We start from the raw sequence: 21065 nt of genomic DNA on the forward strand, positions 1-21065 counted from the left end.
TGCTTGGGGTCTGTTGCATTGTGCGCCCGGCGTCACGGGTATAAACTTTGCAAACTTTACACAGAGGCCACTAACGGTTCGTTTGGAGCCGTTCAGTCAGCATGAAACCGATTCAGCTGCCCTTGGGTGTGCGTCTGCGTGATGACGCCACCTTTATCAACTACTACCCAGGCGCCAATGCCGCTGCACTCGGCTATGTCGAGCGGCTTTGCGAAGCCGACGCCGGGTGGACCGAAAGCCTGATCTATCTATGGGGCAAGCACGGCGTAGGGCGTACCCACCTGTTGCAGGCCGCGTGCCTGCGTTTCGAGCAGATGGGCGAACCGGCGGTTTACCTGCCGTTGGCGGAATTGATGGATCGCGGTATCGGCATCTTTGACCACCTCGAGCAATACGAGTTGGTGTGCCTTGACGACCTGCAGGCCATTGCCGGCAAGGCGGACTGGGAAGAAGCATTGTTTCACCTGTTCAACCGCTTGCGTGACAGCGGCCGGCGCCTGTTGATTGCCGCGTCGACTTCGCCACGTGAGCTGCCGATCAAGCTGGCCGACCTCAAGTCGCGGCTGACCCTGGCGCTGATCTTCCAGATGCGCCCACTCTCCGACGAAGACAAATTGCGAGCCTTGCAACTGCGCGCCTCACGCCGCGGCCTGCACCTCACCGACGAAGTCGGGCATTTTATTCTCACCCGTGGCACGCGCAGCATGAGCGCGTTGTTCGATTTGCTCGAACAACTCGACCAGGCGTCTTTGCAGGCTCAGCGCAAGCTGACCATCCCCTTCCTGAAAGAAACCCTCGGCTGGTAGCCAGCCCACTGTTTTCGCGGCTTTCGGCAAATTCCAGGCGCCAGAAAACCTGCGTTTTAGCCGGTTTGGCCACGCAAAAGGCAGGTACAGGGTGTTAAGGGCTTAGATGTCATAGTCCAAACAAGAAGTCACATAGATCACGATTGAATTTGCAAATCGATGTGATAGTGGGCATAGTCTCGACTTCTTTACATATCAGCCACGGTCGTGCCCATGCTAAATCGCTTCGCACCCCTCGTGCCTCTCGCACTCGTTACCCTGTTGTTTGGTTGCGCCTCCCACCCTCAGCAGGTGGCAGAACAGCAAAAAACACAGGTTCAAAATCAGGCAAAATTCGTTGCTGCACAGTCTGCTTCTGTTTACGAAGAAGAAGTGGCAACTGAAAAAGAGCTGGCCAACTTCTCTGGCAGCAAGCCTTACCAGCTTCCAGTTCTGGCCGACAGCATCCTCGAACGCGGCATGTCCCTGATCGGTACCCGTTACCGTTTCGGCGGTACCTCTGAAGCCGGTTTCGACTGCAGCGGCTTCATCGGCTATCTGTTTCGTGAAGAAGCTGGCATGAACCTGCCACGCTCCACTCGCGAAATGATCAACGTGAATGCACCGTTGGTCGCGCGCAACAACCTCAAGCCGGGTGATCTGCTTTTCTTCAGTACTGCAGGCCGTGGTCGCGTCAGCCATGCCGGTATCTACCTGGGCGATAACCAGTTTATTCACTCCAGCAGCCGTCGCAGTGGCGGTGTTCGAGTCGACAACCTGGGCGACAGCTACTGGAGCAAAACCTTCATCGAAGCCAAGCGCGCACTCGCCATGGCCCCGACTACGGTTACCGCTAGCAAGTAAACTTAAAGTGATACTTGAAGTTTGACGTGTAAGCGCTAGAATCCCTGGATATTGTTGTAATCCGTTCGCGCGAGCTTTGCTTGCGCGTTCTGGTTTTCAGCGTTCGGCAGCGAAAGCCGCATCCAGACCAGGATTGTTCTGCACATGTCGACCTCGGCCCGCCTTATTCTCATTGTTTGCGCCGCGCTGCTCAGCGCCTGCGCAAGTCGTCCACCGCCTCCCGCTCCTGTAGCGGTGAAACCCAAGCCGGTGTTCAATTATTCCACCCAGAATTTTTCGCCTGCGGCCGAAGATGTGCTCTTCCGCGCGCTGGGCCTGGTCGGCACGCCTTACCGTTGGGGCGGCAACACGCCGGACTCCGGCTTTGATTGCAGCGGCCTGATCGGTTTTGTCTTCCGCGATGCGGCGGGGATCTCCCTGCCGCGCACCACCCGCGAACTGATCGTGATGCGCGCGCAGGATGTCAGCGAGCAAAACCTGCAGACCGGCGACCTGCTGTTCTTCGCCACCGGTGGTGGTTCCCAGGTCAGCCACGCCGGGATCTACGTGGGCGAGGGCCGCTTCGTGCACGCACCGCAAACCGGCGGTACGGTCAAGTTGGATACCTTGTCCAAGGCGTATTGGCAGAATGCCTACCTGAGCGCCAAGCGCGTGCTGCCAGGAAACCTGGCGCGCAACCCCTGACACGCCGCCGTGTAGTAGCCGGCATGCCGGCGATGAGGCCCTTGAAGCCGCCATCGCCGGCAGGCCGGCTCCTACCGTTTATTTAGCGGCCGACACGCGCCACACCTTGTTCCCCACATCATCGGCCACCAGCAAATCCCCCTGCTGATCAATTACCACGCCCACCGGCCGGCCCATAGCTTTCTCATCCTTGTCGAGGAACCCCGTCAGCACGTCCACCGGCTGTCCTTTGGGTTGCCCGCCCTCGAACGGCACAAAGATCACCTTGTAGCCACTGTGCGGCTTGCGATTCCACGAACCATGCTGGCCGATAAATGCGCCGTTGCTGAACTGCGCCGGGAGTTTGCTGCCCTCGGCAAACGTCAGCCCCAAGGACGCCGTGTGCGGGCCTACTGCGTAGTCGGGTGCAATTGCCTTGGCCACCAGATCCGGATTCTGCGGTGATACGCGCACATCGACATGCTGGCCGTAGTAGCTGAATGGCCAGCCATAGAAGGCGCCATCCTTGACCGAGGTAATGTAGTCCGGCACCAGGTCGCTGCCGATCTCGTCGCGCTCATTCACCGCCGTCCACAGCTTGCCGCTCTGGGGTTCCCAGGCCATGCCGTTGGGGTTGCGCAGGCCGGAGGCGAAGAGGCGGTGCTCGCCGCTGGCGCGGTCCACTTCCCAGATCGCAGCCCGACCCTGTTCCGCTTCAAGGCCGTTTTCCCCCACATTGCTGTTGGAGCCGACGCTCACGTACAGCTTGCTGCCGTCCTTACTGGCCACCACGTTCTTGGTCCAGTGGTGGTTGATGCTGCCGCCCGGCAGGTCGACGACCTTGGTGCCGGCTTGCTTGATCGCGGTTTCACCCGGTTGATAGGGAAAGCGCAGCAACTTGTCCGAGTCGGCCACGTACAGGTCGTTGCCGACCAGTGCCATGCCAAACGGCGAATTGAGATTTTCGAGGAACACCGTGCGGGTTTCCGCGACGCCATCGTGGTCGGCGTCACGCAGCAGCGTGATGCGATTCGGGCTTGGCACGCCGGCACCGGCGCGGCCCATGACTTTTTCCATCACCCAGCCACGAATGCCTTTGGCGTCATCCGGCTTGGGTGGCGCGTTGGTTTCCGCCACCAGCACGTCACCGTTGGGCAGCACATACAGCCAGCGCGGGTGGTCCAGGCCGTCGGCAAAGGCCGCCACCTGGGTGCCAGCGGCGGCGGTGGGCTTCGCGCCTTTGGGCCAGCCGATGGCCGGCGCGATATTCACGGTGGGGATCAGCGTCTTGTTCGGTTCCGGCAGCTTGGGCGAGGGGCCGGTGCCGTCGGAGACCTGGAGGGTGGAGCTTTCACCACAGGCGGCGAGGGTGCCGGCGACCATGATGAGTAGGGCGAGTCTGGTTTTGTGCATGGTGTTCTCCTTGATACCTGTAAGGGTAGAGGAGGGCAGCAGTGCGATGGTTCAAGTGCAAGGCCAGCTTTAATTGACGCTCCACCCCCAACCCACTAACCTTCGCCGCTTGTTCCAGGTGCTCTGTGACCCATGGGTCGATGGAGTGAAACAGGGAAGCCGGTGAGTGAGCGCGCTTGTACACAGTGCTGCCGCGATTCCGGCGCTGCCCCCGCAACGGTAAATGAGTCAAGACGGCGCCTTTTGCCACTGTATCGCGAGCGATATGGGAAGGCGCGCCGTCGGCCTGCCTGCTCGACAAGAGCAAGCGTCACTCATGAGCCCGGAGACCGGCCTGAAACATCCAACAGCATCACGGTGGGCGATGCTTGGCTGTCTTTTTTCTTTTTTCCTGCCCGCCGTTTTTGTCCAGCCCCAACGGAGAGCTGCCATGACCGATTCCCCCGACCGCGACGAACGCCACCTGGCGCGCATGCTGCGCAAAAAAGCCGTGATCGACGAGCGCATCGCCAACTCCCCCAACGAATGTGGCTTGCTGCTGGTATTGACCGGCAACGGCAAAGGCAAGAGCAGCTCCGCGTTCGGCATGCTGGCCCGGGCCATGGGCCACGGCATGCAGTGCGGCGTGGTGCAGTTCATCAAGGGGCGCAACAGCACTGGCGAAGAGTTGTTCTTCCGCCGCTTCCCCGAGCAAGTGCGCTTCCATGTGATGGGCGAAGGTTTCACTTGGGAGACCCAGGACCGCCAGCGCGATATCGCCGCTGCCGAAGCCGCCTGGGCGGTTTCCCGTGAATTGCTGCAAGACCCGGCCATCGGCCTGGTGGTGCTCGACGAGCTGAACATCGCCCTCAAGCACGGCTACCTCGATTTGGACCAGGTTCTCAGCGACCTGCAAGCCCGCCCGCCGATGCAACATGTGGTGGTCACCGGTCGGGGTGCCAAGCCTGAATTGATCGAACTGGGCGACACCGTCACCGAAATGGGCATGCTCAAGCACGCCTTCCAGGCTGGCATCAAGGCACAGAAGGGCGTCGAACTTTGAATCAGCCCCGTCATTGCCCGGCTGTCCTGATTGCCGCACCGGCATCCGGCCAGGGCAAAACCACCGTCACCGCCGCACTGGCGCGGCTGCACCGCAACCTGGGGCGCAAGGTGCGCGTGTTCAAATGCGGCCCGGACTTCCTCGACCCGATGATCCACGAGCGTGCCAGCGGTGCGCCGGTTTACCAATTGGACATGTGGATGGTCGGCGAACAGGAAAGTCGCCGCCTGCTGTGGGAAGCGGCGGGGGAGGCGGACCTGATCCTGATCGAAGGCGTGATGGGCCTGTTCGACGGTACACCGTCCAGCGCCGACCTGGCCCGACACTTCGGCGTGCCGGTGCTGGGCGTGATCGACGGCACGGCCATGGCGCAGACGTTCGGCGCCTTGGCGTTGGGCTTGGCGCGTTATCAGCCGGATTTGCCATTCGCTGGCGTACTGGCTAATCGCGTCGGCACCCTGCGCCATGCGCAATTGCTGGAAGGCAGCCTCACCGAAGGCCTGCGCTGGTACGGCGCCTTGTCCCGCGAGACCGGTATCGAATTACCCAGCCGCCACCTCGGCCTGGTGCAGGCCAGTGAACTGAATGACCTCGATGCGCGCCTGGACGCGGCTGCCCAAGCGTTGGGCAGCAGTTGCGAAGTAGCGTTGCCGCCACCGGTGACCTTTGCCGCGCCGCAAGTGATCGACGCCGAGCCATTGCTCAAGGGCGTGCGCATCGCCGTGGCGCGTGACGAAGCCTTCGCCTTTACCTACGGCGCCAGCCTCGACCTGCTGCGGGCAATGGGCGCCGAATTGAGCTTCTTCTCGCCGATCCATGACCGCGAATTGCCTGACGCCGACAGTCTTTATCTGCCTGGTGGCTACCCGGAATTGCACCACCAGGCGCTGTCGGAAAACACCCCGATGCTCGACGCTATCCGTGCCCACCACGCGGCCGGCAAACCCTTGCTCGCCGAGTGCGGTGGCATGCTCTACCTGCTCGACTCGCTGACCGATGTCGACGGCACCCGCGCCGAACTGGTTGGCTTGTTGCAGGGCGATGCCGTGATGCAAAAGAAACTCGCGGCCCTCGCCCTGCAAAGCGTCGAATTGCCGGAAGGTACGCTGCGCGGCCACACCTATCATCACTCCCTGACCACCACCGAGTGGCAACCGATTGCGCGTGGCCTTAGCCCCAATGGCGGGCGCGGTGCCGAGGCGGTTTATCGCCAGGGTCGGATGACGGCATCCTACGTACATTTCTATTTCCCATCGAATCCCCAGGCGGTGGCCGCATTGTTCGCGCCCGATCTTGTAGGAGCCGGCTTGCCGGCGATGAGGCCATGACCGACAACGCCTTCCCCGAGGCCGACCGCCAAGCTGTCTACCGCGCCATCGCCGAACGCCGCGACATGCGCCACTTCAGCGGCGGCACTGTCGCCCCCGAACTGCTGCACCGTCTGCTCCAGGCCGCGCACCAGGCGCCGAGTGTTGGCTTGATGCAACCGTGGCGTTTTATCCGTATCAGCGACCGTGCCTTGCGCGGCCAGATTCAACAACTGGTGGAAGTCGAGCGCGTACGCACTGCCGAAGCCCTGGGCGAGCGCTCCGATGAGTTCATGAAGCTCAAGGTTGAAGGCATCCACGACTGCGCCGAAGTGCTGGTGGCGGCGTTGATGGATGACCGCGAGCGGCACATTTTCGGCCGGCGCACGTTGCCGGAAATGGACATGGCATCGCTGTCCTGCGCGATCCAGAATCTGTGGCTGGCAGCCCGCGTTGAAGGCCTGGGCATGGGTTGGGTCTCGCTGTTCGAGCCGCAGGCGCTGGCCGACCTGCTGGGTTTGCCGCCGGGTGCCAAACCCCTGGCCGTACTGTGCCTGGGGCCGGTGGACGAGTTCTATCCGGCACCGATGTTGCAGCTCGAAGGCTGGACCGAGCCTCGGCCATTAAGTGACATGTTGTATGAGAATGTGTGGGGAGTGAGTCAATGAGTGTGGCCTTGCTGTGTGTCGCTGCCGTGGCGCTGGATGCGCTGCTGGGCGAGCCCAGGCGCTGGCATCCGCTGGTGGCGTTCGGCAATTTTGCCGGGCGCATCGAGCAACGTTTCAACAGCGGTGGTCGCGGCTGGCGCAGCCATGGTGTGACCGCGTGGGTTATCGCCGTGGTGCCGCTGACCCTGGCGGCGACGGCCTTGTCGTGGGCGCCGTATATCGGCTGGGTCCTGGAGATCCTGGCGTTGTACTGCGCCCTCGGCATGCGCAGCCTCGGCGAGCATGTGATGCCGGTGGCCCAGGCCCTGCGCAGCGATGACCTGGAGGAAGCGCGCACGCGCGTGAGCTACCTGGTCAGCCGCCAGACCAGCGAGCTGGACCGCACCGAAGTCGCCCGCGCCGCCACCGAATCGGTGCTGGAAAACGGCAGCGATGCGGTATTCGCCGCGATTTTCTGGTTTGTGGTCGCCGGTGTGCCGGGCGTGGTGCTTTACCGCCTGAGCAACACCCTTGACGCCATGTGGGGGTATCGCAACGAACGCTTCGAGCGTTTCGGCTGGGCTGCGGCAAAAATCGACGATGTGCTGAACTACATTCCTGCTCGTCTTGTGGCATTGACCTACGCGCTGCTGGGCAAGACGCGGCTGGCGCTGAAATGCTGGCGCACCCAGGGCCCGACCTGGGACAGCCCCAACGCCGGCCCCGTGATGGCTGCGGGTGCAGGTGCCCTGGGCGTGGAACTGGGTGGTGCGGCGATCTATCACGGTAAAGTGCACCAGCGTCCGCCATTGGGCGAAGGCCCGGCGGCGGATGCCGATTCCATCGAGCGGGGCTGGCAACTGGTGCAGCGCGGCGTATGGTTGTGGCTGCTGATCCTATGTGCGGGGGCGCAATTCTATGCTTGAACACGGTGGCCGGCTGCGCAAGGCAGCGATTCAGTACGGGATAGCCGAGGCTGACTGGCTCGACCTGTCCAGCGGACTCGCGCCTTGGCCCTGGCCGATCCCCGAGATTCCCCTGCGCGCCTGGGCACGCCTGCCGGAAACCGACGACGGCCTGGAGCAGGCCGCCAGCGAGTATTACGGCGCAGCACACCTGTTGCCGGTGCCCGGCTCCCAGGCGGCCATCCAGTTGCTGCCGCGCCTGCGCCGTGCCGGCAAGGTCGGCGTGCTGTCGCCGTGTTATGCCGAACACGCCGAAGCCTGGCGCCGTGCCGGTTACGTGGTGCGCGAAGTGCAGGAGCAGGAAGTCGACTTCTTCCTTGATGGCCTCGATGTGCTGGTGGTGGTCAACCCCAACAACCCCACCGGCTTGAGCTTGACTCCGCAACGCCTGCTTGACTGGCACTCGCGGCTGGCCCAGCGCGGCGGCTGGCTGGTGGTGGACGAAGCGTTCATGGACGTAACGCCCCAACTGAGCCTGGCGGGCCAGGCGCATCAGGTTGGCCTGATTGTGTTGCGCTCGTTTGGCAAGTTTTTTGGCCTCGCCGGCGTGCGACTGGGCTTCGTGTTGGCCGAACGCAAGTTGCTCAAGTTGCTCGCCGAACAGGTCGGGCCGTGGGCGGTCAGCGGGCCGACGCGGGTGTTGGGCCAAGTGTGCCTGCGCGACACCGCCGGGCAAGCGCGGCAACGCGCACGATGCATCGAGGCGGGCCAGCGTCTGTTCGCTTCGCTTGAGCGCCACGGCTTTCAACCCCAGGGCGGCTGTGCCCTGTTCCAATGGCTGATCACGCCCCACGCCGAACGCATGCACGAATTCATGGCCCAGCGCGGCATCCTGCTGCGCCTGTTTGTCCACGACAGCAGCCTGCGCTTTGGCCTGCCCGATACCGAGGCCGACTGGCAGCGTCTCGACGCAGCGCTGGTCGCCTATAAGGAAGCGACATGAGTACGCTGATGGTGCAAGGCACCACCTCCGACGCCGGCAAGAGCACGTTGGTGACGGCACTGTGCCGCTGGCTGGTACGCCAGGGCGTGGCGGTGGCGCCCTTCAAGCCACAGAACATGGCGCTCAACAGCGCGGTGACCGCCGAAGGCGGCGAGATCGGCCGCGCCCAGGCGGTGCAGGCCCAGGCCGCCAACCTGGCGCCACACACCGATATGAACCCGGTGCTACTCAAACCCAACAGCGATACCGGCTCTCAAGTGATCATCCATGGCCGCGCCGTGACCAGCATGAACGCGGTGGCCTATCACGACTACAAAGCCATCGCGATGCAGGCGGTGCTGGCTTCCCATGCACGCCTGAGCCAGGCCTACCCGGTAGTGATGGTCGAAGGCGCGGGGTCCCCGGCGGAGATCAACCTGCGCGCCAACGACATCGCCAACATGGGCTTCGCCGAGGCGGTGGACTGCCCGGTGCTGTTGATCGCCGACATCAATCGTGGCGGCGTTTTTGCCCACTTGGTCGGCACCCTGGAATTGCTCTCGCCCACGGAACAGGCGCGGGTCAAAGGCTTCATCATCAACCGTTTTCGCGGTGACATCGCCTTATTGCAGCCGGGCCTGGACTGGCTGGAAGCGCGCACCGGCAAACCGGTGGTGGGCGTTCTGCCCTACGTGATGGACCTGCACCTGGAAGCCGAGGACGGCATCGACCAGCGCCAGATCGACAAGGCGGCGCAGGTGCTCAAGGTGGTGGTGCCGGTGTTGCCGCGCATCAGCAACCACACGGACTTCGACCCACTGCGCCTGCATCCCCAGGTGGATTTGCAGTTCGTTGGCCCTGGCCAGCCGATCCCGGCTGCCGACCTGATCATCCTCCCAGGCTCGAAAAGCGTACGCAGCGACTTGGCCTATCTGCGCGCCAACGGTTGGGAAAACGCCGTGGCGCGGCACTTGCGCTATGGCGGTAAGGTGCTCGGTATCTGTGGCGGCTTGCAGATGCTTGGCGAGCAGGTGCATGACCCGTTGGGCCTGGAAGGGCCTGCCGGCTCCAGTGATGGGCTGGGCTTGCTGGCGTTCAGCACCAGGCTGGAGGAAGAGAAGCAACTGCGCAATGTGCGCGGGCGGTTGTTGCTGGAGGATGTGCACGTCAGCGGTTATGAAATTCATGCGGGCGTGACGACCGGTGCTGCCTTGGCGAACGCCGCTGTTTTGCTGGACGACGGTCGCAGCGATGGCGCCCAGAGTGCTGATGGACAGATTCTCGGCACCTACCTTCACGGCGTGTTCGAAACGCCAGCGGCGTGCAGTGCCTTATTACGCTGGGCTGGGTTGCAGGATGTGCAGGAGGTTGACTACCACGCCTTGCGCGAGCGCGATATCGAGCGCCTGGCGGACCTGGTGGAGAATCATTTGGATACTGAGTTGTTGCGCAATCTATGTGGGATTTGAGCAGGGGTACGCGGTCCTCGTGTGGGAGCGGGCTTGCTCGCGAAGGCGGCCTAACGGTCAACCCATTTCAGCCAATCCAAGGTGCCATCCCATGCTTCAACTGATCCTCGGCGGCGCGCGCTCCGGTAAAAGTCGTCTGGCGGAGAAGCTCGCCAGCGACAGCGCCTTGCCAGTCACTTACATCGCCACCAGCCAACCGCTGGATGGCGAAATGAACGAGCGTGTCGCGTTGCATCGCCAGCGTCGCCCGGACCATTGGGGCCTGATCGAAGAGCCGATTGAACTGGCTCGCGTGCTGCGGGACCACGCGGCCACCGGGCAGTGTCTGCTGGTGGACTGCCTGACCCTGTGGCTGACCAATCTGCTGATGCTCGAAGACGCCGGGCGCTTGGCGTCCGAGCGCGATCAACTGCTGGACACCCTGGCGTCGTTGCCGGGTGAAATCATTTTTGTCAGCAACGAGACCGGTCTGGGTGTCGTGCCGCTGGGCGAATTGACTCGCCGCTATGTGGATGAAGCCGGTTGGCTCCATCAAGCCTTGGCCGAGCGTTGTCAGCGTGTTGTCCTGACCGTTGCCGGCCTGCCCCTGACTCTGAAAGGTACTGCGTTATGACTGACACCTGGTGGCTCAACCCTTGTAAGGCGATCGACGCTCAAGCGTACGAACAAGCCCTGGCGCGCCAGCAGCAATTGACCAAGCCGGCCGGCTCGCTCGGTCAGTTGGAGGCGCTGGCGGTGCAATTGGCTGGCTTGCAGGGCCAGGTCAAACCGTCGGTGGATTCACTGTGGATCGCCATCTTCGCCGGTGACCATGGCGTGGTCGCCGAAGGCGTGTCGGCGTTTCCCCAGGAAGTCACCGGGCAGATGCTGCAAAACTTTGTCTCCGGCGGTGCGGCCATCAGCGTATTGGCGCGGCAACTGGACGCGCAGCTGGAAGTGGTCGACCTGGGGACCGTAACGCCGTCCTTGAACCTGCCGGGCGTGCGTCACCTGAATATCGGCGCCGGCACCGCCAACTTCGTCAACGCTCCAGCGATGACCGAGGCCCAGGGGCAACTCGCCTTGCAGGCCGGTCGCGACAGTGCGCGACGTGCGTTGGCGAACGGTGCGCAACTGTTCATCGGCGGTGAGATGGGTATCGGCAACACTACCGCCGCCAGCGCGCTGGCGTGTGCCTTGCTCGATTGCCAGGTCAGCGACCTCACGGGGCCGGGCACTGGGTTGAATGCCCAGGGTGTCAGCCACAAGGTGGCCGTGATCGAGCGTGCACTGGCGTTGCATGCCGGTCAGCGTGGGGATGCGTTGCAGACCCTGTTCAATCTGGGCGGCTTTGAGATTGCCGCCCTGGTGGGCGCGTATCTGGCGTGCGCCCAGGAAGGCATCGTGGTGCTGGTGGATGGGTTCATCTGCACGGTCGCGGCGCTGGTTGCCACACGTTTGAACCCGGCGTGCCGTGAGTGGCTGGTGTTCGGCCATCGCGGCGCCGAGCCTGGTCATCGCCATGTGTTGCAGCGCCTCGACGCGCAGCCGTTGTTGGAACTGGGCCTGCGCCTGGGTGAAGGCAGCGGTGCCGCGCTGGCGGTGCCGTTGTTGCGCCTGGCCTGCGCGCTGCACGGGCAGATGGCGACCTTCGCCGAAGCCGCCGTGGCAGACCGCCCGGCATGACCTTGCGCCTTGACCTGCTGCGCCACGGCGAAACCGAATTGGGTGGTGGCTTGCGTGGCAGCCTGGACGACGCACTCACCGCCAAGGGCTGGGCGCAGATGCGCGCGGCGGTGATGGAGCAGGGACCGTGGGACCGTTTAGTCAGTTCGCCACTGCAGCGTTGTGCGCGGTTTGCCGAGGAATTGGGCGCTCAGCTCAATCTGCCGGTGACGCTGGAGAAGGACCTGCAAGAGCTGCACTTCGGCGCTTGGGAGGGCCAGAGTGCGGCAGCCTTGATGAAGACTGACGCTGAGGGCCTGGGGTTGTTCTGGACCGATCCCTACAGCTTTACACCACCCGACGGCGAGCCTGTCAGCGCTTTTTCCGACCGCGTGCTGGGCGCAATCGCACGCTTGCACCAGGCCTACGCCGGTGAGCGTGTGTTGCTGATCAGTCACGGTGGCGTGATGCGTCTTCTGCTGGCACAAGCGCGTGGCTTGCCCCGGGAGCAACTGTTGAATGTCGAAGTGGGCCACGGCGGACTATTCAGTGTGCAGGTCGCGGCGGACGGTGTCCTGAAGGAAAGGGTGTAGACATGCTGCCATTCTGGATTGCCCTGCAGTTTCTCAGCAGCCTGCCGATTCGCTTGCCGGGCATGCCGCAGCCTCACGAATTGGGGCGCTCGTTGCTGTTCTATCCCGTCGTCGGGCTGTTGTTCGGTGTGCTGTTGTGGGCCCTGAACAGCGTCTTGATGGGGGCACCGTTGTTGCTGCACGCCGCACTGTTGCTGACGGCCTGGGTGTTGCTCAGTGGCGGTCTGCACCTGGACGGCCTGGCGGACAGCGCCGATGCCTGGCTGGGTGGCTTCGGCGACCGCGAGCGTACGCTCACGATCATGAAAGACCCGCGCAGCGGGCCGATTGCCGTGGTTACGCTGGGGTTGGTGCTGTTGCTCAAATTCACCGCGCTGGTGGCCTTGATCGAGCAACATAACGGCGCAGCGCTGATCCTGGCACCGCTGATTGGCCGCGCGTCGATGCTGGCGTTGTTTCTCTGCACACGCTATGTGCGTGCCGGAGGATTGGGCCAGGCATTGTCGGACCATTTACCGAGGATTGTCGGCCAACAGGTACTGATCCTCAGTGGCCTGGCCTGCGTGCTGATCGGCGGTGTCAGCGGCGGGATGGCCGTATTGCTCGCGGCGATCTGCTTCATGGGCCTGCGCCAATTGATGGTCAATCGCCTGCGCGGCACCACGGGGGATACCGCAGGCGCCATGCTTGAACTGTTGGAAGTCGCGGTCGTGGTCGGTCTGGCGCTGTAACACTTTCTTGCATTTCCTTAATCGCGGGTATATACACGTTCCATGCTTGCCTCCCAATGTTTGTGTACCAATCTGCGACGTGCCGCCCGTGGCGTCAGCAGGCATTACGACGGCGCCCTTGATGGCTTCGGGATCAACGTCGCCCAGTATTCTCTGCTGTGCAACCTGCAGCGCCTCGACCAGCCAAGCATTTCCAGCCTGGCGGAAGCCATGGGCCTGGATCGCAGCACCTTGGGACGCAACCTGCGGGTGCTGGAAGGCGAGGGCCTGGTGCAGTTGGTTGAGGGTGACGATCTGCGTAACCGCCTGGTGACGTTGACCGAGGACGGTGAAGCGCGACTCGCCGCCGCATTACCCGCCTGGGAGGCGGCACAGCAGAAATTGATCGATCAACTCGGCGCGGAAAAACGCGAAACCTTGTTGGCCTTGCTGGACGAACTCGCCTGAGCGCGGGTTTGTCCGACTATAAGCGGGTATATACCCGCGAGCGGAGAATAAGAAATGAACTCGATGTGGCGCACCAGTGGCTGGATTCTTGTGGGGAGTGCGCTGATCCTGGCGCTGTCGTTGGGCGTGCGGCACGGCTTCGGCTTGTTTCTCGCACCGATGAGCAGCGAGTTCGGCTGGGGCCGTGAGACCTTCGCCTTTGCCATCGCTTTGCAAAACCTGATCTGGGGCCTAGCGCAGCCGTTTACCGGTGCGCTGGCCGACCGGTTTGGCGCCACCAAAGCGGTCTTCGTTGGTGGCGTCCTGTACGCCGCAGGCCTGGTGTTGATGGGCATGTCCGATTCGGCATGGTCGCTGTCCCTCAGTGCGGGCCTGCTGATCGGTATCGGCCTGTCAGGCACCTCGTTCTCGGTGATCCTCGGCGTGGTCGGCCGTGCGGTGGCCCCGGAAAAACGCAGCATGGCGATGGGGATTGCCAGTGCCGCAGGTTCATTTGGACAGTTTGCGATGGTGCCGGGCACCCTGGGCCTGATCAGTTGGCTCGGCTGGTCTGCCGCACTGCTGGCGTTGGGCTTGATGGTGGCGCTGATTTTGCCGCTGGTCGCGATGCTCAAGGATAAGCCACTGCCGGTAATGGCCGGTCAGCAGACCCTGCGTGAAGCCTTGAAGGAAGCTTGCTCTCATTCCGGCTTCTTGCTGTTGGCCTTTGGCTTTTTTGTCTGCGGTTTCCAGGTGGTGTTCATCGGTGTGCATTTGCCAGCCTACCTGGTGGACCAGCACCTGCCGGCCACCGTCGGCACCACGGTGTTGGCGCTGATTGGCTTGTTCAATATCTTCGGGACCTATACTGCCGGGTGGCTCGGCGGGCGTATGTCCAAGCCACGTTTGCTGACTGGCTTGTACCTGCTGCGCGCTGTGGTGATCGTGCTGTTTCTGTGGGCGCCCGTCACCGAAGTCACGGCCTATCTGTTTGGCATGGCCATGGGCTTTTTGTGGCTGTCCACCGTGCCGCTGACCAACGGCACCGTCGCGACACTGTTTGGTGTGCGAAACCTCTCCATGCTCGGTGGGATCGTGTTCCTGTTCCACCAACTCGGTTCGTTCCTGGGCGGCTGGTTGGGTGGGGTGGTCTATGATCGAACGGGTAACTACGATTTGATCTGGCAGGTGGCAATTCTGTTGAGCCTGCTCGCCGCGGCCCTGAACTGGCCGGTGCGTGAACGGCCAGTGGCGCGATTGCAGGCGCAGATGGAGGCAGCATGAGTCTGGCGGTACGCGGTGTGATACTCGCGGCAGGGTTAGTCCTGGTGCTGCTGGCCTGGTGGGGCTGGCAACACGGTGGGCTGGCGTTGATGCAACTGGGTATGTCGATCTGTTAAGTTCGTAGCCTGAATATTTTCAAGGACACACGACATGCAGATGCGCTGGCTCGCTGTACCCGTCCTGATGGCCATTGGCAGCGCCGCCCTGGCCGCCAGTTGCCCGCCGTTGCTGGAGGGCCAATTGCCCAAGCTGCGCGCCAAGGAATCCATCGACCTGTGCCAGCGCTTTGCTGGCAAGCCCTTGGTGATCGTCAATACCGCGAGCTTCTGCGGGTTTGCTCCACAGTTCAAAGGCCTCGAAGCCTTGTATCAGCGCTACAAGGGCGAAGGGTTGGAAGTGATCGGTGTGCCGTCCGATGACTTCAAGCAAGAAGCCAAGACTGGCGAAGAGACCGCCAAGGTCTGCTACGTGAATTACGGCGTGACGTTCACCATGACCGAGCCGCAGAAGGTCAAGGGACCGGATGCGGTGCACTTGTTCAAGGTGTTGGCGCAGCAGACTGACGCGCCGCCGAAGTGGAATTTCTACAAGTACGTGGTGGATCGGCAGGGTAAGGTGATTGCCAATTTCTCCAGCCTGACCAAGCCGGACAGTCCGGAGTTGATCAAGGCGGTGGAGGCGGCGATAGCGTCCAAGCCTTGATCGCCAGCCATTAAAAAGCCCCGCCTCCTTTGCAGGAGAGCGGGGCTTTTTTACACCCGTCTGAATCAGAAGGTGTAGGTCATGCCCAGGCCGAAACCGTTGGCACTGTTTTCGTATTTGGCGCGGTAGCTGGCGGTAGAAGGTGGGTTGGCCGTGTTGTTGACCTTCACATCTTCTTCTTTCAGGTACGAGTAGGCCAGATCGATGGTCATGTTATCCATGACTTTGTAGCCCAGGCCCACGCTGAAGATCGTGCGATCGCCAGTAGGAATACGCGGCGAACGATCAGTGTTGTTGGTAGGCGACTGGTCGAAGGTCAGGCCGGTACGCAGTACCACTTGTTTGGTCAACTGATACGAGGTACCCACGGCGTAAGCCCAGGTGTCGTGCCAGTCTTGCTTCTCGGTAATCGCGCTGAGTTGGCTAGGTGCCAAAATGCCGCCCGCTGCGGTTACGCCGTCGTTGTTGACGGTGATTTCCTTCAGGCGGCTCCAGCGTGTCCAGGTTGCACCGCCATACAGTTTCCATGCGTCAGTCAGATCTTGTGTCACGGACAGGTCATAGGATTCTGGGGTGTCGATTTTCAGGGAGGCATCGTAACGATTATTACGCAGGACTCCTTGAGTTTGTGCCGGGCCGCTGACGGTCGTGTGACCTTCCAGCTTGTACTTGACCTTCGAGTGGTAGGTCAGACCGACGCGGGTGGTGTCGGTCGCCTGGACCAACACGCCAACGTTGAAGCCAAGCGCGGTATCGTCACCCTTGATCTTGACATTGGTGTCACCGAATGGGGCGCCAGCAACCAGTGTCTTATCCGACTCCAGCACACCGGAAATCCGATTAATGGTCGGACCAAAGCCGATGGACACGCGGTCGTTGAACGCATAGCTGACAGTTGGCTGGAAGGTCATGACCTTCACTTCGCTCTTGCTGCCGAAACCACGGCCTTGGAAGCCGCTTTCATAGTCGGTCACCAAGCCGAACGGTGCGTAGACACCGAAGCCGATAGCCCACTGGTCATTGAGTTTGTTGGTATAGAAACCAAATGGCACCGCGGTGAACGGAACCATGTCACCTTTGTTGGAGCCGCGAGAGTTGCCGCCTGTGCTGCTGATGTCAGTCGAGGCGTCAATTGCTGCAACACCACCGGTGATCTGCTGGCCATTCAGGCGAGCCATACCGGCAGGGTTACCATAAACAGTGCTTGCATCATCGGCAGAAGAAGAGCGACCTGCGAAACCCGTACCCATCCCGCTGACGCTCTGTTCGTTCAGTGCGAAACCGCTTGCAAACAGGTGGGAGGATGCCATGGCAACGGCGAGGCTAAGTGTGGTCTTGAGCATTACTTTTTTCATTATTAGAACTCCGTGGTGATCACCGCTGCGGAAAGTAACAATAAATTTAAGATCGCGCTATAGGCTGTAATGCAGGAGATAGAGCGATTTTGTAGGACAATCCGACCAAAATTCAGGGTTTTTGACGAATCTTGCAAAATGCCCGGTCAGCAAACCGCGTGATTCATGGGTGAAACACAGGTTTGCCAGGCTTGAGTGAAATCGCGCAGTCGTCCCTGTGGGTGAAAAATTTCTTTCCAGATACGCGCCATGGCCAGTACATCTCCAGGCGGTGGCAGTGCGGGGGTGTGTTGTTCGACCAAAAGCCAGGCGATTGCCGTGGCGTAACGCAGGTTCACCGTCAGCTCCAGTTGTGGCGCGCTGAGGAAGGCGTGCTGGCTGGCCAACCCGCGTACCAGGCTGGCACGTTCGGGGTCGAGCGCCAGGTAGTCATCCCACAAGGCGCGGTGGCGCGGTTCGGTGATGCTGTACAAGCCATGCCCACGGCGATCGTGCAACGCGGAGCCGAGTTCCGACTGGCTGGCGGCAATGCCCAGCAGTAGGGACTCGGCCGTCGGGTTATGGCGGCCGAGATACATCAAGGTCGGCCGGATCACATAACGACACAATTCACTGGCGGCGATACCCATACAAGCCTCAATCCGTGAAAGTGGTCGACGAGGCCTGAGAAGGTGGGGGCTTGGCAGCAGTGAATCGGATCTCAGGCTCGCCGGAAGCGGATCATGCCGCTTGAGTTGAAGTGTAGTGTCATATTTGTGATGTAAAGGACTGTTTTTAAAACATCTTCTTCATTTAGTTATAACGTTTATATCTATTCGAACTTAGAGCCCCCGCCTGTGCATAAAAGCCAGGCAATAAAAAACCCTGCTTTTTAAACAGGGTTTTTGTGTTTCAGCGACTCGGGTCGATCAGGCAGTCAGCGCCTGACGGGTACGCTCGATCACGGCCTGCAGCGGTTCTGCGCTGGAGTATTGATCGGGGTACAGGCGTTCGCTATGACGAGCGATGCCGTGTTCGTTGACCAGGGTGAAGCTGAAGCAGCCTTTGCGAGCGGCCATGATCAGGCAGTTCATTGGGGCAAAAGCGTTAGTGAGGGTGCGAATGGCATCCTGAGTGTGGATTTGAGCGTTCATATTATTGGTGTTCCTACAAATGACACGGATTAAGAACCGTGCAACGTTAAAACGTTCCAGTAACGTTGATCACCATTGATCAAACGAAGAACCCGACTGGAACAAAGCAGCCAGTTTGAAGCGCTAATAAGTTAGGCGCGCTTGGGCTGGCAGGTAGGTACTTAGGAGGGCAGGCAACACAACAGGGGCAAAGGTTCTGGGCCCGGGGTGAAGATCCTGATCAATTTGCAGGCTGGTTCGGTCAGAGTATTGAAACTTCGCGACACCCTTTGCTTGTTCAAAGGCAGTGTCGTCGCAAGCGATACCTGGAAACCATCGAGGTGGTCGATCCCGTGTTGGACAGGGGAGTTGTTCGACCAGAATTGACTTTCAGCTTGGTACTAACGCCGCGGATAGTAACGGATTGAATCCGGTAAGGGAAGTGTGATAGCAAAAAAACTTCAATCAGCCACCCAGCAGGCCGCGATAGACCAGCACTGTCATTGCGGCTGCCAGCGAGCAGCCCAGGCCGTAGGCGGCGAGCGTCAGTCGCAGGGACTGGCCAGCCTCCACCACCTTCATCACATCGCCCATGTCATTGATTCGACCTTCACCCAGCTCGATGCATAGGCTGACCGCCGTGAACGCCGCCGACAGCAAGATAGCGATGGCAAACAACGCCCCGTCCGGGGACGGCAATGCGGCATTGATTCCCAGTGAAATGGCGCAGATGGCCAGTAGCAACACGGCGAACAACAGAATTCCTTTCATCGACCCTACTACCATTGCGCTGTAGGTCCGGGAGTGTGGCGAGCCAGGAAAGGTTTGAAAAGTGCCAGGTTTGCGCCGGCGGTAACATTTATGACGCGTGTCGCTTCAAAAAAAGCCGCTGATATAACCATCAGATGGGTACTTGTGCACATTAGTTGCGGGGCGTGTAACCGCGCTGTCATTTGCCGTGCAGGGGCGCCATTTGCCTGCAATGGAAATTTAAGTCAATGAAAAATCTGGCTTTTTTTTATTGGTGAAAAAATCGTCAGTTTGACTGCGGCCCCCATTCCATGCGGCTTTGCGCGAGTTAAAGGGGGGTTGTCCACTGAGTTATCCACAGCTTCTGTGGATTGTCCCGAGCGCTTGCTCTAGAACGGGCGTGCAGAGTTTTTTCAGCTTTACCTGTACGAAAAAAAGAGTAGAGTGGCGCGCCTTCCGATCTGTCCCACAGTGCTTTATGAAGTTTCGCTCAGTATCACCTTCTGTTACCGACGCCCCTCAAACTGTTACCGCCCCCAAGCGCTTCTCCTTGAAAGTTGCCTTGTGGTTGCTCGACAGTCCGCGCCTGGGTCACAACACCAACGTCAAACATTTCGCTGGGCGTCTGCTCAAGCAGCCGGCCCGTGAAGGCGTGGTCGCTGCCCAAAGCCGCCTGGGCCAACTGATGTGCCGTGAATGCGGGAATGCCCGCGACCGCCGCATCGGCCACGACCTGCTGCGCCTCGCGGCCCGCGCCGGTGACCGCCGCGCCCAACGTGAACTGGGCCAGGTCGAAGACTGAGCTGTCCTCAGGCCCTGCGCTCCGCTAACCTTGTTTTTTTTCGGTGATGGCAGACATTTCTATGGCTTTTGACTGGACCAGCATTGCCCTGGGCCTCGCTGGCGCTGCCGTGCCTTTATTGGCGGTGTGCTGGCAGCTTCAGCGCCGCTTGACCGCGCGCATGACCGGCTGGGAGCTGCTCGAAGAGCGCCTGGCCACCGCGCAACTGGCCCAGGAAGGCCTCGCCGCCCAGTTGGATGCCAGTCGTGATGAAATCAGCGACCTGAGCCAAGCCAACGCCGCTAAGCAGGCCGACCTGGCTGCCGTGCGCCGTGAGGTCGAATTGCTGCAGATCGACCGCGACAATGCCCGCGACGCGGCTCACGCCTGGAACCTCGACCGCAGCGCCAAGGAGACCGAACTGCGCCGCCTTGATGCGTTGGCGGCGGCCTTGCGTGCTGAACTGCGCGAGCAACAGGACAGCCATCAACAGCGCCTCACCGACCTGCAAGGCTCGCGCGATGAGCTGCGCGCGCAATTTGCCGAGCTGGCCGGCAAGATTTTCGATGAGCGTGAACAGCGTTTCGCCGAGACCAGCCAGGAACGCCTGGGCCAGTTGCTCGATCCGTTGAAGGAACGCATTCAATCGTTCGAAAAACGCGTGGAAGAAAGCTACCAGAACGAGGCGCGTGAGCGGTTTTCCCTGGCCAAGGAGCTTGAACGCCTGCAGCAACTGAACCTGCGTCTGTCAGACGAGGCCACCAACCTCACCCGTGCGCTCAAGGGCCAGAAAACCCAAGGCAACTGGGGTGAACTGATCCTCGAGCGGGTACTTGAGCATGCGGGCCTGGAGAAGGGGCGCGAGTACCAGACCCAAGTCAGCCTCAAGGGCCCGGACGGCGAGCGGTTCCAGCCGGACGTGCTGATCATGCTGCCCGGCGACAAGCAGGTGGTGGTGGACTCCAAGGTCAGCCTCACCGCTTATCAACAATACGTGGCCGCAGAGGACGACGTGATCGGCCAGGCGGCGTTGAAGCAACACGTGCTGTCGCTGCGCAATCACGTCAAAGGCTTGGCCGGCAAGGATTACAAGCGCCTGGAGGGCCTGCACAGCCTGGATTTCGTGTTGCTGTTCGTGCCTATCGAGGCGGCGTTTTCCGCCGCGCTGCAAGCCGAACCCAACCTGTTCCAGGAAGCGTTCGACCGCCATATCGTTATTGTCAGCCCGACCACCTTGCTCGCCACCCTGCGGGTGATCGACAGCCTGTGGAAGCAGGAGCGCCAGAGCCAGAACGCCCGTGAAATCGCCGAGCGTGCGGGCTGGCTGTACGACAAGTTCGTGCTATTTATCCAGGACCTGGATGAAGTGGGCAACCGTTTGCAGCAGTTGGATAAGGCTTACAGCGCAGCGCGGAACAAGCTGACAGATGGACGCGGAAATCTGGTCAGCCGCACCGAGCAATTGAAGTTGCTGGGGGCGCGTGCCAGTAAAAGCTTGCCGGCGGATTTGCTGGAGCGGGCGATGACCGACGCCGATGGTGTAGCGCACCTGCCCGAATAAACGCGGTCATTGCAGGAGCCGGCTTGCCGGCGATGGCGTCCGTACAATC

Annotated in this window: 23 protein-coding genes and 1 riboswitch; of the genes, 18 read left to right on the forward strand and 5 right to left on the reverse strand. The window is 61.3% G+C overall.

Annotated elements, in window-relative coordinates; translation table 11 throughout:
• Window positions 1-101: 101 nt before the first annotated feature.
• The 3 genes from hda (at window position 102) to AC0IYN_RS18885 (ending at window position 2333) form a co-directional block, all read left to right on the forward strand.
• Window positions 102-806: a DnaA regulatory inactivator Hda gene (gene hda, locus AC0IYN_RS18875; RefSeq protein WP_025855817.1), complete on the forward strand. Its 705-nt coding sequence runs from the start codon at window positions 102-104 to the stop codon at window positions 804-806.
• Window positions 807-1019: 213 nt separating this feature from the next.
• Window positions 1020-1649, forward strand: a complete 630-nt coding sequence (locus AC0IYN_RS18880; protein ID WP_078049660.1) for a C40 family peptidase — start codon at window positions 1020-1022, stop codon at window positions 1647-1649.
• Window positions 1650-1793: 144 nt separating this feature from the next.
• On the forward strand, window positions 1794-2333 hold the full coding sequence (locus AC0IYN_RS18885; protein WP_025855819.1) for a C40 family peptidase: 540 nt from the start codon (window positions 1794-1796) through the stop codon (window positions 2331-2333).
• 78 nt (window positions 2334-2411) lie between these two features.
• On the opposite strand, the gene AC0IYN_RS18890 is transcribed toward AC0IYN_RS18885, so the two are convergent.
• Window positions 2412-3725 carry a PQQ-dependent sugar dehydrogenase gene (locus AC0IYN_RS18890; protein WP_471842497.1) on the reverse strand — a complete coding sequence of 438 codons (1314 nt, stop codon included), beginning with the start codon at window positions 3723-3725 and terminating at the stop codon, window positions 2412-2414.
• A gap of 99 nt (window positions 3726-3824) precedes the next feature.
• A riboswitch (cobalamin riboswitch) is annotated at window positions 3825-4077 on the forward strand.
• Window positions 4078-4155: 78 nt separating this feature from the next.
• Here AC0IYN_RS18890 and cobO point away from each other — a divergent pair.
• The 13 genes from cobO to AC0IYN_RS18955 all read left to right on the forward strand — a co-directional run bounded on the left by cobO (window position 4156) and on the right by AC0IYN_RS18955 (window position 15457).
• Complete coding sequence (gene cobO / locus AC0IYN_RS18895; RefSeq protein ID WP_406598572.1) at window positions 4156-4767, forward strand: cob(I)yrinic acid a,c-diamide adenosyltransferase; 612 nt, start codon at window positions 4156-4158, stop codon at window positions 4765-4767.
• Window positions 4764-6095: a cobyrinate a,c-diamide synthase gene (locus AC0IYN_RS18900; protein WP_471842500.1), complete on the forward strand. Its 1332-nt coding sequence runs from the start codon at window positions 4764-4766 to the stop codon at window positions 6093-6095. Before cobO ends, AC0IYN_RS18900 begins: the two co-directional genes overlap by 4 nt.
• A complete protein-coding gene (gene bluB / locus AC0IYN_RS18905; protein WP_457239601.1) occupies window positions 6092-6742 on the forward strand; it encodes a 5,6-dimethylbenzimidazole synthase in 651 nt (216 codons plus the stop codon). The genes AC0IYN_RS18900 and bluB overlap by 4 nt, the downstream gene beginning before the upstream one ends.
• On the forward strand, window positions 6739-7647 hold the full coding sequence (gene cbiB, locus AC0IYN_RS18910) for an adenosylcobinamide-phosphate synthase CbiB (RefSeq protein WP_471842504.1): 909 nt from the start codon (window positions 6739-6741) through the stop codon (window positions 7645-7647). The genes bluB and cbiB overlap by 4 nt, the downstream gene beginning before the upstream one ends.
• A complete protein-coding gene (gene cobD, locus AC0IYN_RS18915) occupies window positions 7640-8629 on the forward strand; it encodes a threonine-phosphate decarboxylase CobD (protein WP_457239600.1) in 990 nt (329 codons plus the stop codon). Before cbiB ends, cobD begins: the two co-directional genes overlap by 8 nt.
• Window positions 8626-10077 (forward strand): cobyric acid synthase, encoded by a 1452-nt coding sequence (locus AC0IYN_RS18920; RefSeq protein ID WP_406598567.1) that lies wholly within the window; start codon window positions 8626-8628, stop codon window positions 10075-10077. Before cobD ends, AC0IYN_RS18920 begins: the two co-directional genes overlap by 4 nt.
• A gap of 91 nt (window positions 10078-10168) precedes the next feature.
• A complete protein-coding gene (gene cobU, locus AC0IYN_RS18925; RefSeq protein WP_471842507.1) occupies window positions 10169-10690 on the forward strand; it encodes a bifunctional adenosylcobinamide kinase/adenosylcobinamide-phosphate guanylyltransferase in 522 nt (173 codons plus the stop codon).
• Window positions 10687-11742 carry a nicotinate-nucleotide--dimethylbenzimidazole phosphoribosyltransferase gene (gene cobT, locus AC0IYN_RS18930; RefSeq protein ID WP_406598565.1) on the forward strand — a complete coding sequence of 352 codons (1056 nt, stop codon included), beginning with the start codon at window positions 10687-10689 and terminating at the stop codon, window positions 11740-11742. The genes cobU and cobT overlap by 4 nt, the downstream gene beginning before the upstream one ends.
• Complete coding sequence (gene cobC, locus AC0IYN_RS18935; protein ID WP_471842510.1) at window positions 11739-12314, forward strand: alpha-ribazole phosphatase family protein; 576 nt, start codon at window positions 11739-11741, stop codon at window positions 12312-12314. Before cobT ends, cobC begins: the two co-directional genes overlap by 4 nt.
• Before the next feature lie 2 nt (window positions 12315-12316).
• Window positions 12317-13045, forward strand: coding sequence for an adenosylcobinamide-GDP ribazoletransferase (locus AC0IYN_RS18940; RefSeq protein WP_471842512.1), 729 nt, complete (start codon window positions 12317-12319; stop codon window positions 13043-13045).
• A 42-nt stretch (window positions 13046-13087) separates the two neighbouring features.
• On the forward strand, window positions 13088-13492 hold the full coding sequence (locus AC0IYN_RS18945) for a MarR family winged helix-turn-helix transcriptional regulator (protein WP_406598562.1): 405 nt from the start codon (window positions 13088-13090) through the stop codon (window positions 13490-13492).
• 63 nt (window positions 13493-13555) lie between these two features.
• The gene (locus tag AC0IYN_RS18950) at window positions 13556-14755 is read left to right on the forward strand and encodes an MFS transporter (RefSeq protein WP_471844803.1); all 1200 of its coding nucleotides are present in this window, start codon (window positions 13556-13558) and stop codon (window positions 14753-14755) included.
• A 150-nt stretch (window positions 14756-14905) separates the two neighbouring features.
• Window positions 14906-15457: a glutathione peroxidase gene (locus AC0IYN_RS18955; protein ID WP_406598561.1), complete on the forward strand. Its 552-nt coding sequence runs from the start codon at window positions 14906-14908 to the stop codon at window positions 15455-15457.
• 65 nt (window positions 15458-15522) lie between these two features.
• Here the strand turns inward: AC0IYN_RS18955 and AC0IYN_RS18960 are convergent, their stop codons facing one another.
• The 4 genes from AC0IYN_RS18960 to AC0IYN_RS18975 form a co-directional block, all read right to left on the reverse strand.
• Complete coding sequence (locus AC0IYN_RS18960) at window positions 15523-16812, reverse strand: OmpP1/FadL family transporter (RefSeq protein WP_406598560.1); 1290 nt, start codon at window positions 16810-16812, stop codon at window positions 15523-15525.
• Window positions 16813-16958: 146 nt separating this feature from the next.
• The gene (locus tag AC0IYN_RS18965) at window positions 16959-17441 is read right to left on the reverse strand and encodes a hypothetical protein (RefSeq protein ID WP_406598559.1); all 483 of its coding nucleotides are present in this window, start codon (window positions 17439-17441) and stop codon (window positions 16959-16961) included.
• Window positions 17442-17720: 279 nt separating this feature from the next.
• Complete coding sequence (locus tag AC0IYN_RS18970; RefSeq protein ID WP_005790139.1) at window positions 17721-17945, reverse strand: hypothetical protein; 225 nt, start codon at window positions 17943-17945, stop codon at window positions 17721-17723.
• Between the two features lie 444 nt (window positions 17946-18389).
• Window positions 18390-18695 (reverse strand): hypothetical protein, encoded by a 306-nt coding sequence (locus tag AC0IYN_RS18975; protein ID WP_458375728.1) that lies wholly within the window; start codon window positions 18693-18695, stop codon window positions 18390-18392.
• 457 nt (window positions 18696-19152) lie between these two features.
• On the opposite strand from AC0IYN_RS18975, the gene AC0IYN_RS18980 reads away from it, so the two are divergent.
• Window positions 19153-19476 (forward strand): SEL1-like repeat protein, encoded by a 324-nt coding sequence (locus AC0IYN_RS18980; protein WP_078049644.1) that lies wholly within the window; start codon window positions 19153-19155, stop codon window positions 19474-19476.
• A gap of 175 nt (window positions 19477-19651) precedes the next feature.
• Window positions 19652-21016 (forward strand): DNA recombination protein RmuC, encoded by a 1365-nt coding sequence (locus AC0IYN_RS18985; protein ID WP_406598595.1) that lies wholly within the window; start codon window positions 19652-19654, stop codon window positions 21014-21016.
• Window positions 21017-21065 lie beyond the last annotated feature (49 nt).

The organism is Pseudomonas sp. AC112 (assembly GCF_979253545.1).

Bases quoted from the DNA above. Each gene is read 5' to 3' on its own strand.
- hda (WP_025855817.1), top strand. From the start codon at position 102: ATGAAACCGATTCAGCTGCCCTTGGGTGTGCGTCTGCGTGATGACGCC.
- AC0IYN_RS18880 (WP_078049660.1), top strand. From the start codon at position 1,020: ATGCTAAATCGCTTCGCACCCCTCGTGCCTCTCGCACTCGTTACCCTG.
- AC0IYN_RS18885 (WP_025855819.1), top strand. From the start codon at position 1,794: ATGTCGACCTCGGCCCGCCTTATTCTCATTGTTTGCGCCGCGCTGCTC.
- AC0IYN_RS18890 (WP_471842497.1), bottom strand. From the start codon at position 3,725: ATGCACAAAACCAGACTCGCCCTACTCATCATGGTCGCCGGCACCCTC.
- cobO (WP_406598572.1), top strand. From the start codon at position 4,156: ATGACCGATTCCCCCGACCGCGACGAACGCCACCTGGCGCGCATGCTG.
- bluB (WP_457239601.1), top strand. From the start codon at position 6,092: ATGACCGACAACGCCTTCCCCGAGGCCGACCGCCAAGCTGTCTACCGC.
- cbiB (WP_471842504.1), top strand. From the start codon at position 6,739: ATGAGTGTGGCCTTGCTGTGTGTCGCTGCCGTGGCGCTGGATGCGCTG.
- cobD (WP_457239600.1), top strand. From the start codon at position 7,640: ATGCTTGAACACGGTGGCCGGCTGCGCAAGGCAGCGATTCAGTACGGG.
- AC0IYN_RS18920 (WP_406598567.1), top strand. From the start codon at position 8,626: ATGAGTACGCTGATGGTGCAAGGCACCACCTCCGACGCCGGCAAGAGC.
- cobU (WP_471842507.1), top strand. From the start codon at position 10,169: ATGCTTCAACTGATCCTCGGCGGCGCGCGCTCCGGTAAAAGTCGTCTG.
- cobT (WP_406598565.1), top strand. From the start codon at position 10,687: ATGACTGACACCTGGTGGCTCAACCCTTGTAAGGCGATCGACGCTCAA.
- cobC (WP_471842510.1), top strand. From the start codon at position 11,739: ATGACCTTGCGCCTTGACCTGCTGCGCCACGGCGAAACCGAATTGGGT.
- AC0IYN_RS18940 (WP_471842512.1), top strand. From the start codon at position 12,317: ATGCTGCCATTCTGGATTGCCCTGCAGTTTCTCAGCAGCCTGCCGATT.
- AC0IYN_RS18945 (WP_406598562.1), top strand. From the start codon at position 13,088: ATGCTTGCCTCCCAATGTTTGTGTACCAATCTGCGACGTGCCGCCCGT.
- AC0IYN_RS18950 (WP_471844803.1), top strand. From the start codon at position 13,556: ATGTGGCGCACCAGTGGCTGGATTCTTGTGGGGAGTGCGCTGATCCTG.
- AC0IYN_RS18955 (WP_406598561.1), top strand. From the start codon at position 14,906: ATGCAGATGCGCTGGCTCGCTGTACCCGTCCTGATGGCCATTGGCAGC.
- AC0IYN_RS18960 (WP_406598560.1), bottom strand. From the start codon at position 16,812: ATGAAAAAAGTAATGCTCAAGACCACACTTAGCCTCGCCGTTGCCATG.
- AC0IYN_RS18965 (WP_406598559.1), bottom strand. From the start codon at position 17,441: ATGGGTATCGCCGCCAGTGAATTGTGTCGTTATGTGATCCGGCCGACC.
- AC0IYN_RS18970 (WP_005790139.1), bottom strand. From the start codon at position 17,945: ATGAACGCTCAAATCCACACTCAGGATGCCATTCGCACCCTCACTAAC.
- AC0IYN_RS18975 (WP_458375728.1), bottom strand. From the start codon at position 18,695: ATGAAAGGAATTCTGTTGTTCGCCGTGTTGCTACTGGCCATCTGCGCC.
- AC0IYN_RS18980 (WP_078049644.1), top strand. From the start codon at position 19,153: ATGAAGTTTCGCTCAGTATCACCTTCTGTTACCGACGCCCCTCAAACT.